A 17,938-nucleotide genomic window follows, 5' to 3' on the forward strand; every position below is an offset into this window, starting at 1 on the left:
ATTACAACACAGGATGCGTTATGGGGATGTTATCATGGCTGTGCCTGTAATTAATATTTATCTTGCCTCAGTCATTATCTTTTTATATTTATCAATCCATTTAATAATCTAACCTGTAATCAGACGTTAAGATTCATAATAGGTTCAAATACCTGCTAAAAAATGTCACATTTTAATAACCTCAGCGACCCGCTGTAATGATGACACTGAAAAACTAAACGTGATTTAATCAAAGTCATTTATTCTGACAATATTATCAACATCTGCCCAACCTAAACGTTAACGACTCAGATGCTAGCCGATATGAATGTTGGAAATAGCGGCAAAGTTAGGCGATCAAAATCTGCATTTATTTGAAAAACACATCAACTTCAAACTCAGAATAATTAATCTTTAGTCCAATTTGCACTCATGACTAATATCCAGTTGCGAATTTTTTAAATGCGTTTCAATACCATATAAGCCTAATAATGTATGGAATAAATTATCGTGAGAATGTCCTGAACGCTGAGCTTGTTGGATAATACACTGCCGACTTAATTGCTTTGCTTGAGTATAGTTTTCAGGTAACCACATCAACCAAGGCACATGGATCTGTTCACTCGGTGCAAAAGCATAGGGAGTACCATGTAAATAAATGCCGTTTTCACCCAACGATTCACCATGGTCAGATAAATACACCAATGCAACATGGTATTGGTCTGAATATTGCTCTAATAAGGCTATGGTTTTCGCTAAAACATAATCGGTATATACCAAGGTATTGTCATAAACATTGACGATTTCTTCATCGGTACAATTTTCAATATCGCTGCGATTACAGGCTGGCGTGAATCGTTGCATCTCAGCAGGATAACGCTTGAAATAGGTGGGGCCATGGCTGCCTATCATATGTAAGGCAACCATTTGGTTACTCAAAGGCGTATCGGCTTGATTTGCTACTTTGTCACTCAAAAATGTTGATAGCTTTTGCACTAACACTTCATCAAAACAGCTCAATCCATCACAAAAAACCGGATCTTCAGACATCGAAATGTCAACTTTAGTGCCCCTAGCAGCCACCTCTTTATCACCACCATCATTTTCAAACCAGACAACATCAACCCCAGCCTGCTTCATCACATCTAATACATTATCTTGGGCGTTAGCTTGTTCACGTTTGTAATTACTGTGGTTTAAGTCTGATATCATGCAGGGCAATGAATGTGCTGTTGATGTGCCACATGAAGTAACATCATTGACCCTAATTAATCCAAGCTCTTGCGTATAGGGATTGGTATTGCGCCCATAGCCATAGTAAGCCATATTTTTTGCACGAGCTGTTTCACCTACCATTAATACAAATAAGGTAGGCTTAGTATCGGTAAATACACCCACCTTGGCATCGGTTGCACGCGCGTTATAAGGTAAGGCTTCGGTGAAGTATTTGTTGTTTACATACTTCACCGTATTAAAAATATGCGCCGGTATGATCATTTTATTCAAATAATGATGATTTCGGCCAACAGAGACGTAATCTTTATAAAAGAATAACACCACCCCACCCACGAGTAGCAACCCTGTTACCCCTAAAGCCATTCGACGTAAAAAGGTGTTGTTGATACTGCTAGCGGGTTTGATTTTAACGAGCCATAAAAAGCAAGTAGGCAACACACCAAAAACAAAAAAATACGCTACCGAACTGATATTGAGATACGAAAACGCTTCACCTGAATGGGTTTCAAAAATGTTCTCCATCATGGCGTAGTCAAATAACACATTGTATTTCAAGGTGGCGTACATTGCGGCTGCGGACGTTAGCAACAAAAGCGTCATCAACGGTTTGAAGATAAAACGTGACGACAATATGCTAAAAATCAACATAAAAAAGCCAGTTAATACAATCGCTGGCGTAAATGAAAAAAAGCCATGTCCTTCAGTCGTTAGCTGAAAAATCCGCTGATTGATAGGGAAATTGATCACGACGGCAAAATATAATGCAGACCAAATAATCAGTGTTTCTTTGGTCACCTCAACCGAGTTCAAACAATTATAAAAACGAGATAATAATTTCAACATGAAACCCAAGGTTAACTATCTTGACTAGAGCATGAACAAATAAACTTAAGATAAACTTAAGATAAACTGAATGATTCAATTGGTTAGCAAGTCAGATATTTTTATTAGTTTTTAAGGCAAGTTAACACAGTGATATCAAGAAGATGCTCACTTGAATAATGAGGTGTCAAGCAACCCTTAAATTAAAACAGTAAATTGTCATATTACCTATCACTTCAAGTATAAAGTGAATCCCATATGGATTAGATTTCCTACAAGAAGAGAAGAAAAATAACAACTATCGAATTAAATTCTTACTCAGTTTTGATAAATAGCTAAAGGTATCCTACTTTTTATAAAGTAGCCAAAACGCCTCTGATGTACCTCAACAGCAATAAACAAAAGCAAAAGCAAAATCTTGATGATTTAAAACTAAATAACCAAAATTTGACGATGCTCAATCACATAGAAGCACAACACAGTCATGAGATCTAGATTAGCTCATGTAACAGAGCAAATTTTAAACAAAAAAATCAAGTTGAAGGTATTTGTTTGACTGGATACAAAAAAATGAAAAAAAAGAGTATATCATATTCCCATAATGCATAAAATATACACACTAAATAAATCAATACAATAATTAACTATTTTATAAATAGTCCTGTGAGTTTCCATTGAAAATTAAGCATTCATTTCATTTTATCTTAAAAAAGATGGGCCGGTATTTTATCACGCTTCCTGTGGTGATCACTCTTAGCGCATGCGGTGATGACGATGGCTTTCCGACAGCTGAAACATTTACCCCCCCAAAAGCTAGCAATCTCAGCATCGAGCCTGAAACCGTAGTCGATAGTGAACTTTCAGGTTTCTATTTATATAGCGATAACGCCAAAAGGCCAGAAGGTGACTCTGTCATTGAATGGTTCATTAATGATGAGTTCATTACCACATCTGCAACATTCACTCCTGATAAAACAGTTGAAAATGATTGGATAAAGTTTTGCATTACCCCCGTAGCCTCATACGGTAACAATAATATTGGCGTTAAAGTCTGTAGCACAAGCTATGTTATCCAACCGAAAGTGGGTAGCGCACCAGTGGCAAGTAATGTCGCTATCGCCACACCACTGCAACCGGGCAGCGCGACGACCGCCAGTTACAGCTACAGTGATGCTGACGCAGACTTAGAAGGTGCAAGCTTAATCCAATGGCGACTCAACGGAGTCGACAGCGGCAACGGACTGGCGTTGACATTGCCTGCAGACAGTGAAGGCAAAAGCCTCGAGTTTTGTGTCACCCCCATAGCCTTAACTGGTGAGCCGAAACAAGGTGCTCAGGTCTGTGATACACAAACCATTATCGGCAGCTATATCGCACCTGTAGCCTCCAACCTAGGAATTACGCCGCAAGCAACTCCCAACACGCTACTATCTGGTGACTACACCTACTTTGACAATGCCTCTCGCCCAGAAGGCGTTAGCCTCTATAGTTGGCTTATCGATGGCAGCCAAGTGAGCAGCAATAGCACTGTCACGCTCGGTGTCGATAGCGAAGGTAAATCGCTCAGCTTCTGTGTCACCCCCGTTGCCAGCTTCGGTAATAACAGCATTGGCAGCCAAGTCTGCACCACACCTGTAGTTATCCAACCGAAAGCGGGTAGCGCACCAGTGGCAAGTAATGTCGCTATCGCCACACCACTGCAACCGGGCAGCGCGACGACCGCCAGTTACAGCTACAGTGATGCTGACGCAGACTTAGAAGGTGCAAGCTTAATCCAATGGCGACTCAACGGAGTCGACAGCGGCAACGGACTGGCGTTGACATTGCCTGCAGACAGTGAAGGCAAAAGCCTCGAGTTTTGTGTCACCCCCATAGCCTTAACTGGTGAGCCGAAACAAGGTGCTCAGGTCTGTGATACACAAACCATTATCGGCAGCTATATCGCACCTGTAGCCTCCAACCTAGGAATTTCGCCACAAGCAACTCCCAATGCGCTGCTCTCTGGTGACTACACCTACTTTGACAATGCCTCTCGCCCAGAAGGCGTTAGCCTCTATAGTTGGCTTATCGATGGCGGCCAAGTGAGCAGCAATAGCACTGTCACGCTCGGTGTCGATAGCGAAGGTAAATCGCTCAGCTTCTGTGTCACCCCGATTGCCAGCTTCGGTAATAACAGCATTGGCAGCCAAGTCTGCACCACACCTGTAATTATCCAACCGAAAGCGGGTAGCGCACCAGTGGCAAGTAATGTCGCTATCGCCACACCACTGCAACCGGGCAGCGCGACGACCGCCAGTTATAGCTACAGTGATGCTGACGCAGACCTAGAAGGTGCAAGCTTAACCCAATGGCGACTCAACGGAGTCGACAGCGGCAACGGACTGGCGTTTACATTGCCTGCAGACAGTGAAGGAAAAAGCCTCGAGTTTTGTGTCACCCCCATAGCCCTAACTGGTGAGCCGAAACAAGGTGCTCAGGTCTGTGATACACAAACCATTATCGGCAGCTATATCGCACCTGTAGCCACTAATCTCAGCTACTCCCCAGCTGCAGTGGTAGGTAGCACGCTAATCGCAAGTTATGACTACAGCGACAGTAAAAATCGTCCTGAAGGGAGCAGTTTACTTACTTGGAGAATTGATGGGGTTGATTACGCCTCAGGTGACACATTTTTAATCCCTGTATCTGAGGAGTCTAATGAACTCAGTTTCTGCATCACGCCAATTGCCAGTTTTGGCGAAAATGATACTGGATTGGAAGTCTGTACTCCGGTCGAAACTATTGCGCCAAAACTTGGTAGTGCACCCGTCGCGTCTAACCTTGTTTGGGATGCATTCCCCAAAGCGAATACATTACTCAGCGTCACGTATGATTTTAGCGATGCAGATGGTGACTTGGAAGGTGTCAGTTTATTTAGCTGGAAAATTGATAATGTCGAAGTTAGTCAAAGCATGAATTACACACCGCCAATCAATAGTGAGGGTCAATCAATTAGCTTCTGTGTGACCCCCGTAGCCGTTTCTGGTTCGCCTAAAGTGGGCAGCGAAACTTGTATCACCACAACACTGGCTGCCATATTTTTAACTGGTGAACTTAAACTCTATGAAACTCTGACCTTAGATGTTAGAGGTTATTCAATATCCAGTGTCAGTTGGAAGTCGACCAACCCCTCAAGAAATGCGGTGCGTTCCACCGATGAAAACAGCTACACCATAGATAGAGATGAAGTGGATGAAAGCGCCATTAACCTTATCGGCCATGATATCGAAGTTTGCGTAACCACTGTTGAAGAAGGAGAAATATGTTTATTAGCATCTTCATTCTCCGAAACCAAGGTGAACGGAGGACTGCCTATCGCCCTTGACGGTAGTAACAATATTACTCAAAGAGCTGTTGCACCTGTTGACTATATAGAGCTCACAATTGGTGGCGTCACTAAACGCCTGCATCGCCCACTGACGATCCATGAGTCGATACGCCTCAATGCATCACTTCCCTCTGCACCACTTCATGATGGCGCGCGAAGTGAAAATGGTAGTGACGTTAAGTTTGCCCAGTATACATGGCCAAATGCCAATGCATTATGTACTGCTCGTGGCATGTCGCTTGCAGTAGAGGGAGATACTGATACGTCAGATCCCTTTGGTTTAAAACAATACTTCGACGATACCAAAGTAAAATACCCCTTACTCAACAGTGCACCAATCACAATGGCCTATGGATGGGGAACTGATGGTGATTATTATTGGAGCTCATCTGACATAGGTGGTGGATCACATAGAGATTTCTATATGGTAACTGGAGCACCAGGCACACTTGCAGATACGATTCCAGAGTATGCAGCCTGTATTGAAATAGTGCCCTAATCACCTTTAGGTATCAGCCAACCAAAATAATTGATGTGCAATTACAAATAAAAATTTTAAGGTCTTCTCAGGAGTTAGTTATGTTCGACCGTTATCTGTGTATTATTTTATCGAGCTTGTCAGTCTTAATGCTCACATCTGCAGTGAAAGCGGAAGAAATTATGACGTCATCGACCACTACTGACAACTCAATTTACATCGGAGCCAAAGCAGGTTGGATGCACTACCAGAATGCCTGTGAGGATTGGAATACTGCATGTGATGGTAACGATACGGCCTACGGTTTTTACACAGGCTATCAATTTACACAACACTTCGCGCTTGAAGCCGCCTATTTAGATTTAGGACAGGCTGTTGCTACCTATCCACAAACGGGCTTAGAAGAGACCTATGTTGGCGCTATGACATCATGGGAGCTTGCCGCACTAGGGCGATTTAGTCTTAGCGAAAACTGGGATATATTTGCGAAATTGGGGACTGTTGCATGGCAAGGTGAAAATCAAGGACCTTACAGCACTCGCTCAGATTCTGGCTGGGCACCTATGGCTGGCTTGGGTTTCGAGTATCATTGGTCTCCAGCTTGGACGGTAAGAGCTGAGTATCAATATATTAACCAACTAGGTAGTGAGCAAATTGGCGGAAGTAATGGGCACCTCACCACCCTAGGAGTTCACTATCGCTTTGGTCAGCGAGCAGTAGTATATAATTCTGCTAAAACAGTAAATGTGGCTGATTCATCCAAAACAGCAGCTGTAGCATCTGTGCTTCCTGCTTCACCATCAGAAACTCAAATAGAACCGCTTAAAAAAGTAATTTTATTTACTTTTGATAGCAGTGCTTTACGAAACGAAAATGAGCTAGAAGAAGTACTTACACAGCTACATAAATATCCAAACGCGACAATCCTCATTAAAGGATATACTGATTCAATAGGCGCACATGATTATAATCAAAAGCTTTCAATGTCTCGAGCATTGACAATTTCTGACTATTTAATAAAAAAAGGCGTACAGCAACATCGCATAAAGTTAATCGCCTTGGGCGAATCATCTCCAGTTTCACCTAATAATGAACCACTTAAAAGATACCTTAATCGAAGAGTAGAGCTTGAAATACCCGCCTTGGTAATAAGCGAGACAGACAAAACAAATCAGGACATCACAGAATAGTCTTTTATCGTTACGGCGTTAAGGCTAGTCCTATGCTGTAAGTGAAATACAATGAATGACTTCCACAAAAATAAACTCCGCCGAAGCGAAGTTTATGGTGTCGAAATCATTCAGGTTTAACTGCAGTGAATTATTTTTTCATTTTGGCAAACGCGTCGGCAAATGCATTACCCATTGCGGCATTTGCTGGAGCTTTAGGGCTACTAACAGGTTTTTGGCCTTTTTTAGCTGCTTGTGGCTTTTTAGCTTGCGCATTTGGTTGCGCTTTATGGGACAGATTTGAGGGTTGCGGCGTTTCATCAAGGCGCATGCTTAAGCTCACTCTGCGACGCTCAATATCCACTTCCATCACTTTCACCTTTACCACATCGCCCGCTTTTACTACGGTATGGGGATCGCTCACAAACTTGTCAGTTAATGATGAAATATGCACTAAACCATCTTGGTGCACCCCAACATCAACAAAAGCACCAAAGTTAGTCACATTGGTCACCACGCCTTCAAGGATCATCTCAACCTTAAGATCCTTAAGCTCTTCTACACCATCTTTGAAATGAGCGGTTTTAAACTCACCACGCGGATCTCGTCCCGGTTTATCCAGTTCCGCTAAAATATCAGTGATTGTCGGCAAACCAAATGATGCAGTAACAAATTCAGCCGCATTGATGCCCTTGAGCAATTCACTATTGCCAATGAGTTGGCCAACATCGTGTTTGGTGGTTGCGGCGATAGCTTCAACGATGGAATAAGCTTCAGGATGCACGGCAGAACCGTCTAATGGGTTTTCTCCCTGACGGATACGCAAGAATCCGGCAGCCTGTTCAAAGGCTTTAGGGCCAAGGCGCGCAACTTTCAACAATTGTTTGCGGTTGGTAAATTGACCATGTTCGTCACGGTAATCCACTACATTTTTGGCGAGGGTTTTATTTAGCCCTGCTACCTGCGCTAATAAAGGCGCAGATGCCATATTTAAATCAACACCAACACTGTTTACGCAATCTTCAACCACGGCTTCTAACGATTGTGATAACTGACTTTGACTCACATCGTGTTGATATTGCCCCACGCCAATGGCTTTAGGTTCAATTTTTACTAATTCTGCTAATGGGTCTTGTAAGCGGCGGGCGATAGAAACCGCGCCTCGAATAGACACATCTAGATCGGGGAATTCATTGGCAGCAAACTCAGATGCGGAATATACCGAGGCGCCCGCCTCACTGACCATAACTTTGGTTAAGCGCGGATGGCTTTCTTTCACCATGGCAATTAATTCACCCGCTAACTTGTCGGTTTCACGCGAGCCTGTACCGTTACCGATAGCAATAATCTCCACCTTATGCATAGCAATTAGGTTGGATAACGTTTTAATCGATTTCTCCCACAGGTTTTGCGGCGCATGGGGGAAAATAGTAGTGTGGGCCACTAACTTACCAGTGTTATCAACAATCGCCACTTTGACGCCGGTGCGAATACCAGGGTCTAACCCCATCGTCGCTTTCGCGCCAGCTGGTGCTGCCATTAATAAATCACCTAAGTTTCGGGCAAACACTTTAATGGCTTCTTCTTCTGCGCTTTCGCGCATTTTAGCGATAAACTCGGTTTCCATCTGTAAGGCAATTTTAATCCGCCATGTGGATGTGACTACCGTTTTTAACCATTGATCGACACTCGAATCGGTTAATTTAAGTTTGAAATGATCGCTAATAATCACTTCGCAATAGCTACCCTGACTTGCTTCAGTACCAGGGTCGGCATTAAGACTTAAACTTAAAATGCCTTCATTACGGCCGCGTAACATTGCTAAAGCTCGGTGGGATGGCACCTTGGTAATGGCTTCACTTTGCTCAAAATAATCGCGAAATTTTGCGCCTTCTTTCTCTTTGCCTTTAATCACTTTACTTTCAAGCACAGCATGTTGGGTTAAATGCTGACGAATTTTTAGCAACAACTCAGCATCTTCTGCAAAACGCTCCATCAGAATATATCGCGCCCCATCTTGCACGGCTTTGATATCGGCAAAACCGGCTTCAGAATGAATAAACTCAGCGGCTTTGGAATCTATATCAAGGGTGCGATCTGCCAGCAAGCTATCGACCAAAGGTTCGATACCCGCTTCTATCGCAATTTGACCTTTGGTTCGGCGCTTAGGCTTATAAGGTAAGTACAAATCCTCAAGGCGAGTTTTGCTATCAGCGTCGTTTATTGCCTGTGCTAAAGCTGGGGTTAGCTTACCCTGAGCATCAATGCTCGATAAAATAACTTGGCGGCGATCGCTCATTTCAGTCAGATAAGATAAACGCGCATGTAACTGACGTAGTTGAGTATCGTCTAAGCCACCGGTTGCTTCTTTACGGTAACGAGCAATAAAGGGCACTGTAGCGCCATCGTTAAGTAGTGCGATGGTAGCATCGACTTGTTGTTGGCGTACATTCAGTTCTTGAGCAATGAGTTGGGCAATATTATGCATAGCGGGAGTTATATAGGCTTAAATTTTAACATTGCCCCACAATACCACAAACCATCGAAAACGTGATATTGCTAGTCGTCATTAAGTGCAACGATAAATCATGATTTAAATTGATTTTGCGATTCACTACAAAGATTAGTTTCAGCAACTATACTCAGGTTTTAGGGATGAAAATATGAGCATGATAGTGGTATGACTGAATCAATAGACATTTTCCCTTGGGATGATAATTTTTGCACCGGACTGGCAAAGATTGATCATCAGCATAAAAAATTAGTCGCCATTCTGAATCGGCTGGCCAATCATGCCATATTTGGCAATCAGCAGCTTCAGTTAAACAGAGTGTTCAAAGAGCTAGTTGATTACACGGTTTACCATTTTCAAACGGAAGAAGATATTTGGCATCAGTATTTAACTGATGATGAGATGGTCAGCGACCATAAACTGAGCCACGATAGCTTCATTCAACAGGTACTTCAGTTACAGTCTGAACTGACTACCACCCCATCAGAGGCATTGCTTGAAAAAACCATCTCATTTTTAACTCAATGGTTAGCGTCACACATTTTAGAAAGTGATCGCTACATGGTGATCTATGTACTTGCGCTAGAAAGCGGAATGAATAAACAAGCCGCTCAAGATTTTACCCAACAAAAAATGCAAGGTTCAAGTCGCCATCTTATTAATGTCATTCTCTCCATTTACGCCAGTTTATCAACCAATACTTTGCATTTGATGCGTAAAACCAGATTAAGTAATGAAATTCAACAAAAGCTAATGCGGAGTGAAAAACGTTTTGAAAAAGCGATGTTCTATGCACAGGTTGGGTACTGGGATCTTGAAAACTTAAACGGAAAAATGCAGTGGTCCGCGCAAATGTATAGCTTAATGGGCACAGTAAAAGAGACCCCGCCTACGCTGGCATTAATGGCCGACATCATTCACCCCAAATACCGTGCAACCTTAATGACATCGATAAAGTCCTGTTATCACAACGGCACCGAACATCATTTGCAATATCCCATTACCCGCCCAAGCGATAACCAAATCAGATGGATTGAATGTCGAGGAAAGCGGGTGGTTGCCGAAAATGGTAAATTTTCTATTTCGGGATTTGCCCAAGACATTACAGAGTTTAAACAGGCAGAAATTAAACTGATAGAACAACAGCAACAATTACAGTTTATCTCTGATAACTCACCGTTTTACATAGCAAGGTGCGATGAAACCCAAAAATATATTTATGTGTCTAACCCCTATGCCGCCTTATTTGGCTTAAGCCCAGATGATATTTTAGGTCGAACCGTTAAAGAAGTCGTAGGCGAAATCATTTATGAGGAAATTAGCCCCCATATTGATAAGGTGCTTTCTGGTATGCCTGCCTCCTATGATTTATGTTTGTTGTCTAAAGAGCTGCTAGTGCAATATGTGCCAGAATTTGATGAGCAACAAAACGTGATTGGCTATATCTCAGGTATTTCTGATATCACTGAACGCAAACAACTTGAACAAAAACTGCGTCTTGCGGCAAAGGTGTTTGAGTCTCAGGAAGGCATTTTCATTACCGACGCCAACAAGACCATTTTGCAAGCTAACTGCGCTTTTAGCAAAATTACCGGCTATCGAGAACAAGATATTATTGGTAAACCACTGACTCAGTTTAATACCGATGCCGATAATGAACAATTCTATGATCAGATTTTAGATAAACTCCGCACAGAAGACAGCTGGGAAGGCGAAACCTGGCATCCACATCAAAACGGCTCTCCATTCCCCGCCTATTTATATATTGATGCCGTACGCGATGAGCAACACTGTATTAGTAATTACATCGTCACCATCAACGATATTTCAAGGCGTAAAAAAAACGAGCAAAAAATACAACAACTGGCATTTTATGATCAACTCACCCAACTCCCTAATAGACGCTTATTACTGGATAGGTTGAATCGAGTCATCATTTCCAGCAAGCGACTCCATAAAAATAATGCCTTTTTATTTTTGGACATTGACCGCTTCAAAATGCTCAATGACACATACGGGCATGATATGGGAGACCTATTGTTAACTTCAATCGCCGAACGTTTAAGCGAATGTGTACGTGAAGAAGATACCCTAGCCAGAATTGGTGGAGATGAGTTTGTCATTATTTTAGAAGGATTAAATGAGCAACAAATTACGGCGGCCTCTCAGACGACCGAGATTTGCCAGAAAATTTTAGCGGCCATGAGTCGTTCATTCCAGCTAAAAAACATTCAATATAATTGCAGTGCTAGCATTGGTGTGGTGCTATTTAATGACCCATCAACCACCGCGTCAGAAATCATGAAACAGGCTGACATTGCCATGTACCAAGCCAAAGTGGCGGGTCGAAATACCCTGCGGTTTTTCGACCCAACAATGCAGGAAGAAATTTCAAAACGTGCCAAACTCGAAAGTGAATTATTTGATGCCGTTAAACACGGTCATTTTAAATTATTTTACCAAATACAGGTTAACCACCAGCAACAACCTGTGGGTGCAGAGGCCCTTATACGATGGCTGCATCCACAAAAAGGTATCATTCCTCCCGCAGAATTTATTCCCTACGCTGAAGAATCAGGACTCATTTTACCTATTGGACAATGGGTAATAGAAACCGCCTGCCAACAACTTAAACAATGGCAGTCCCATCCTGCAACCAAAGCACTGACAATATCCATTAATGTCAGCGCTAAACAATTCCGCCAACCTGAATTTTTTGATCAAGTCATTGATATTATAAATCAATATGATATCGATCCAACATTATTAAAAATGGAGCTTACCGAATCATTACTGTTAAATGATGTTAGTAATACCATTGTGCAAATGCATGCCTTAGGCAAATTAGGCATTCAATTCTCATTAGATGATTTTGGTACGGGCTATTCTTCACTGCAATACCTTAAAAAACTCCCGCTATACCAATTGAAAATTGACCGCTCGTTCATTCGAGATCTAATCACAGACAAAAGTGATCAGTCGATTGTTAAAACCATTATTTCAATGGCGCAAAGCTTGAGTTTTTCGGTGATAGCTGAAGGTGTAGAAACCATTGAACAACGACAGTTTCTTAAAAGTGAAGGGTGTTTACATTATCAAGGTTATTTATTTGGTAAACCTTTACCTATTGAAGAGTTTGCACAACTTGTTGATAGCATGCAGGCACTAGACCATCCTAGCCATCCTGATTCAGCACTCAGTCAAAGTGCCTAGGGCAACTATGCCCGCAATTATCCACCTTGCCTGACATCATTTTATCTCTCAACATAAAACATGACCAAAGATAAATACGCCCGAGTTATTCCATCATAGTCGAGCGATGGAATAACTAGGGCTGCTAAATGCTCGCTACTCACCACCAATCATTTTCGACACGAGCCCTTTGTCATGTCCTGTTTCAGCCAACACAATGCCGGCTAAATGCAGCACAATAAACGGAATGAAATACCACAACGCTAACTTATGTATTGTTTCAGCCAGCTCTTCTACAGATTCAGGGCCAAACTTCAGCAATAACCCCGTAATCATAGAAAATGTCACCCCAGCATAAAACAACCAATATACTGCCGCTTGCATTTTTTGCTGTAAGTTTGCCTGCGGATTAAATGGCGATAAATAATGTAAACCACATTTAGCCATATAGATAAACCGAGCCGACAAAAATACGCCAACAGCATAGCCAAAATAAATGTGCCACTGAAACATCTCGCCGCGGATCATTTTGGCAATACTCACCGCTTGCTTACTATCAATAGTCACTGAAATTTTGGCTAAACCCTGCTGAATAATGGCCGCCATATGGTTTTTTTCCATCCAGCCCAAACGCAATAATATCGTCAGCAACATTACCAGCATTGCAAACGCTAATCCCCAGTGGATAAGTCGATGAACCAACGGGAACTTATGCGATGTTTTCATAATCAACCTCGAAGTGATGCAATTAGGTTTAATTCGTTATTTGATATCCAATAACGATCATTTTTAACTATTGTGATGGCTAAAACTTAAGTAACGCTTATGACATGCAAGAAATTCATTAAAGCGCAAAATCACATTATGATGTGAGATATACCTAGCATAATAGACAGCATAATATTGCAAAAATCAGCGGCTGATTTGCCTTTATACCAATCCGTATTAGGGCTAGTATGAGCAAAGTCTAATGCGGATTGGTATTGTTTACCGTTTGTTAACAAAGATACCTTTTTGGCTAACTGTAATTCACCCACCTCTTTCTTAGGTTGATCCCCAAGCCTGCATGGAAACATGGTGATATACAAGGATGACTAAATGCGCTCTATTTCATTTACCCCCCAATAGCCTAAAAAGACTTACCATCAGCCTTGGGAGGGGCTTGTGTTCATGTTGTTATTTTAATGAATAAATTATGACGTAATTGCTTTGTTATCGCCCACAAATAACAAAAGCTAAAGTGGAAACGGCAACAAGATGTCGCAGTCTAGGAAAGCGATTTGATATGGTGGGAAGTGTCCGTCATTGAAAAACAGCAGACTAACGAATAGCCCGAGAAGCTATAAGCTATAAAGCCGGTTAACTTACATTAATGTACTCTAATTAATCAGAGCTCTGATTAAACAGAGCTTTGATTAAACTGAGCTGTGATTATACTGAGCTGTGATTATACTGAGCTGTGATTATACTGAGCTGTGATCAACTTAGGCCCAAATAGAGTTAGGCTTGCTCAGGTAAATGATAGAAAATCTTGTTAATGTACCAGCATTTTTCACCATCAGGTGTGCTGACAACGGCCTCATCATCGACTTGTTTTTTCAACAATGCGCGCGCCATTGGTGAGTCAATTGAAATGTAACCTTTGCGGCCAAAAATTTCATCGTAACCCACAATGCGAAAGGTCAGTTGTTGACCGTCATCATTTTCAACTTCAACCCAAGCACCAAAAAAGACTTTACCCTCTTGCTCAGGCGAATAATCAACTATTTTTAAGTTCTCGATAGATTTGCGCAGGTATCTGACTCTGCGGTCAATCTCACGAAGACGCTTTTTATTATACTGATAATCAGCATTCTCACTGCGATCGCCTAAACTGGCCGCCCAGGCCACTTTTTTGGTGATTTCTGGACGCTCTTCGCGCCACAAAAAATTAAGTTCTTGTTGGAGTTTTTCAAACCCTTCACGGGTAACAATAGCCGTTCTCATAATATGCTTACAATGACAATTAGAAGATAAAAAATGTAAAAAACTAATATACCATGATTCCTGACATTAGCAGGCACATTGTCATCGCTCGGCTTAATGTCATTACAACATTGACCCAAAGCTCAGTAACAGGCCATTTTTTCGACTATACTTAACGCTTCACACGTACACATAAAAGGAATTATATGTACTGGTTTGCGCTTCATTTTATTGATAATAATCCCCGTCCCAATTGTCTAAGTCGACTGCTATTTATGCTTTTATTGAGCTTTGGTACATCTTCGCCGTCTCATGCAAATGATATGAATAAGCTAGCGGTAAATGCGCCCTGCACTCAAGGTGATTGGTGGTATGAATCTGACACTCAATTGGGTTTTATTCACATCAATGGGGATCAAAGTTACAGTCATGTGGTCATCGACCTAAATACCCCAAAAAGCAGTTATCACCATTGGGGACGAGTTGTGATAGTTGACGGGAAACGGCAATTTCGGCCCAGTGAAATAGCCTTTGGATCTCAAAAAAGCACAATGTTCGGGTCAGATTTAAAATTAATACCCGCATTAGGCCCAAGTCAAACTGACAAGGCCGCTGTCGATGCATTATTTGCTCAAACCATTCATTGCACTGTGTCAGGAACGACACAGCAATTAACATTATCAAACGACCATCACCAGACTCAGGAAAACAACGTCCTTTATCAAGCTTTTAAGCCGCATCATACTTTCGGTTATTGGCCAGATAATCAGTCTGCGGATATCAGTTACCTGATCATTTTTCCCAATAATCATTATGCCTACATTTACAGTGACCTAGAACAAATCACTGCAACAAAATTTGAGTTTGGGCGACTATTTTAACCACCATCACTGTAACGCAAGCCTAAGAAACCTCAATAAGCTGCAATAATACTGATATTGTGGCTTTTGTTACAATTTCAGCACCCGCATTCACAAAGCACAAAACTCAACAAAATCAATAAGATTGATTTAAATACAATCCTGTTGGTGTACAAAATCGCAAAACTTACTTTTCAGAGACTATTAGCCAGACGCTAAACTGGTTATATTGAGTCAAAATGCTAAAGATAAAAGGATATTTTCATGGGTCAAGAAACGTCTAAAATTCTCGTTGTTGATGACGACATGCGACTGCGTTCACTATTAGAACGTTATTTAATGGAACAAGGTTATCAAGTTCGCAGCGCCGCCAATTCTGAGCAAATGGACAGATTACTTGAGCGTGAAAACTTTCATTTATTAGTATTAGATTTAATGCTGCCAGGCGAAGATGGCTTATCCATTTGCCGCCGTTTACGTCAGCAAGAAAATCCTATTCCTATTGTCATGTTAACCGCTAAAGGTGATGAGGTTGACCGCATTATCGGCCTAGAACTGGGCGCAGATGATTATTTACCTAAACCCTTTAATCCGCGTGAATTATTAGCCCGCATTAAAGCCGTAATGCGCAGGCAAACCACCGATGTACCTGGCGCTCCAGCTCAGCAAGAAGCCGTCATTGCTTTTGGTGATTTTTCACTTAACTTAGCCACCCGTGAAATGTTTCATGGTGAAGAAAGTATTGCGTTAACCAGTGGCGAATTTGCGGTGTTAAAAGTATTGGTATCCCACCCACGCGAGCCATTATCTCGCGATAAATTAATGAATTTAGCAAGAGGCCGTGATTATTCGGCGCTGGAACGCTCTATCGATGTGCAAGTGTCTCGCCTACGCCGTTTAATTGAAAAAGATGCCGCTAACCCACGTTATATTCAAACGGTTTGGGGTTTAGGCTATGTGTTTGTGCCTGATGGCTCTACCCGAAAATAACCTGTGCCAGAACCAGTCAAACTCACATTAAGATGGTGGCAACACCTTCTACCGCGAAACGCCTTTAGTCAAACAGTGGTATTGATTGGTAGCTTGCTGCTGATCAATCAACTGGTGTCTTATTGGTCGGTTGCAGTTTATTTTATCAAACCCAGTTATGAGCAAATAAATCAGCTTATTGCTCGTCAAATCAATATTTTATTTGTTGATGGTGTGGATGTTGGCCGCGAACACTTATCGATAGTCGACGCCTTAAATGCCAAGGTGCGACATGACGGCATGACCGTTTATAACCTCAAACAAGCGCAAGAGGCTGGTTTAGATAATGCCACTTATTATGGTTTTTTGTCTGATCAAATGTCAGTCTATTTAGGTGGCGAAGCTGAAGTCAGGTTCTCTCAGGGCGATAATTTAGATGTGTGGATTAGGCCGCCACAAGCGCCATCATTGTGGATTAAAGTGCCCCTTACTGGCATTAATGAATCAGATTTATCCCCACTAACCTTATATTTATTGGTTATAGGTGCGCTCAGTGTCGCCGGGGGTTGGTTATTTGCGCGCAAACAAAATAAACCGTTAAAACGCTTACAAAAAGCGGCGGTTACCGTGTCTAAAGGCAAATTCCCCGACCCTCTCCCCTTAAGTGGCTCAACTGAAATTGTCGAAGTGACCCATGCGTTTAATCAAATGGCGCAAAGCATGAAACAACTTGAACAAGACCGGGCCTTATTAATGGCGGGGATTTCCCACGATTTACGCACCCCATTAACTCGTATCCGTTTGGCATCTGAAATGATGGTTGAAGATGATCAATACCTTAAAGATGGCATCGTCAGTGATATTGAAGATATGGATGCTATCATCAAACAATTTATTGCCTATGTCCGCCATGATCAAGAGGCCGTTAGAGAGCCCTTTCCTATCAATCAACTCATTCAAGAAATTCAGCAACAGGAAAGTAACCGACAAGGCGAAATCGAAGTTGTACTCACCGATTGCCCCGATATTCCCATTCAGCATGTTGCCATTAAACGAGTACTCAGTAATCTAGTCGAAAATGCTTTCCGCTACGGGCAGGGCTGGGTCAAAATCAGTTCTTTTGAACAAGGGCGCTATGTCGGTTTTAGCGTGGAAGATAACGGTACTGGAATTGATATGAACAAAGTGGATGACTTATTTCAGCCATTTACCCAGGGAGACACAGCTAGAGGCAGTGTTGGCTCAGGCTTAGGTCTGGCGATCATTAAGCGGATTATCGACCGACATAATGGTAAAGTGAGCTTAGCAAATCGTCCCGAGGGTGGACTCATTGCGCGCGTACTCTTGCCAAAAACGTAACCCAAAACAGCGTCCAAAACTTCCAACTAT

Annotated in this window: 10 protein-coding genes; 6 read left to right on the plus strand and 4 right to left on the minus strand. The window is 42.1% G+C overall.

Annotated features, from left to right (window positions below; all coding sequences use genetic code 11):
- Positions 1–393: 393 nt before the first annotated feature.
- On the minus strand, positions 394–2,058 hold the full coding sequence (locus tag OHT75_RS06470; protein ID WP_264725674.1) for a phosphoethanolamine transferase: 1,665 nt from the start codon (positions 2,056–2,058) through the stop codon (positions 394–396).
- Between the two features lie 692 nt (positions 2,059–2,750).
- Here OHT75_RS06470 and OHT75_RS06475 point away from each other — a divergent pair.
- Positions 2,751–5,903, plus strand: coding sequence for a hypothetical protein (locus OHT75_RS06475; RefSeq protein WP_264725675.1), 3,153 nt, complete (start codon positions 2,751–2,753; stop codon positions 5,901–5,903).
- A gap of 80 nt (positions 5,904–5,983) precedes the next feature.
- A complete protein-coding gene (locus tag OHT75_RS06480) occupies positions 5,984–7,072 on the plus strand; it encodes an OmpA family protein (protein WP_264725676.1) in 1,089 nt (362 codons plus the stop codon).
- Between the two features lie 130 nt (positions 7,073–7,202).
- Here OHT75_RS06480 and OHT75_RS06485 read toward each other — a convergent pair whose 3' ends face one another.
- Positions 7,203–9,539, minus strand: a complete 2,337-nt coding sequence (locus tag OHT75_RS06485) for a Tex family protein (RefSeq protein ID WP_264725677.1) — start codon at positions 9,537–9,539, stop codon at positions 7,203–7,205.
- A 192-nt stretch (positions 9,540–9,731) separates the two neighbouring features.
- Here OHT75_RS06485 and OHT75_RS06490 point away from each other — a divergent pair, with 192 nt between their 5' ends.
- Positions 9,732–12,776: a bacteriohemerythrin gene (locus tag OHT75_RS06490; RefSeq protein WP_264725678.1), complete on the plus strand. Its 3,045-nt coding sequence runs from the start codon at positions 9,732–9,734 to the stop codon at positions 12,774–12,776.
- Between the two features lie 135 nt (positions 12,777–12,911).
- Here the strand turns inward: OHT75_RS06490 and OHT75_RS06495 are convergent, their stop codons facing one another.
- A complete protein-coding gene (locus OHT75_RS06495) occupies positions 12,912–13,481 on the minus strand; it encodes a cytochrome b/b6 domain-containing protein (protein ID WP_264725679.1) in 570 nt (189 codons plus the stop codon).
- Positions 13,482–14,255: 774 nt separating this feature from the next.
- The gene (gene greB, locus OHT75_RS06500; protein WP_264725680.1) at positions 14,256–14,741 is read right to left on the minus strand and encodes a transcription elongation factor GreB; all 486 of its coding nucleotides are present in this window, start codon (positions 14,739–14,741) and stop codon (positions 14,256–14,258) included.
- 302 nt (positions 14,742–15,043) lie between these two features.
- Here greB and OHT75_RS06505 point away from each other — a divergent pair, with 302 nt between their 5' ends.
- The 3 genes from OHT75_RS06505 to envZ all read left to right on the plus strand — a co-directional run bounded on the left by OHT75_RS06505 (position 15,044) and on the right by envZ (position 17,908).
- Entirely contained in the window at positions 15,044–15,601 is a 558-nt protein-coding gene (locus OHT75_RS06505; RefSeq protein ID WP_264725681.1) for a hypothetical protein, read from the plus strand.
- A 243-nt stretch (positions 15,602–15,844) separates the two neighbouring features.
- The gene (gene ompR / locus OHT75_RS06510; RefSeq protein WP_264725682.1) at positions 15,845–16,570 is read left to right on the plus strand and encodes an osmolarity response regulator transcription factor OmpR; all 726 of its coding nucleotides are present in this window, start codon (positions 15,845–15,847) and stop codon (positions 16,568–16,570) included.
- Between the two features lie 3 nt (positions 16,571–16,573).
- A complete protein-coding gene (gene envZ, locus OHT75_RS06515) occupies positions 16,574–17,908 on the plus strand; it encodes a two-component system sensor histidine kinase EnvZ (protein WP_264725683.1) in 1,335 nt (444 codons plus the stop codon).
- The last annotated feature ends 30 nt before the right edge of the window (positions 17,909–17,938 follow it).

It is taken from the genome of Shewanella subflava, from assembly GCF_025971955.1.
Taxonomy (GTDB): domain Bacteria; phylum Pseudomonadota; class Gammaproteobacteria; order Enterobacterales; family Shewanellaceae; genus Shewanella; species Shewanella subflava.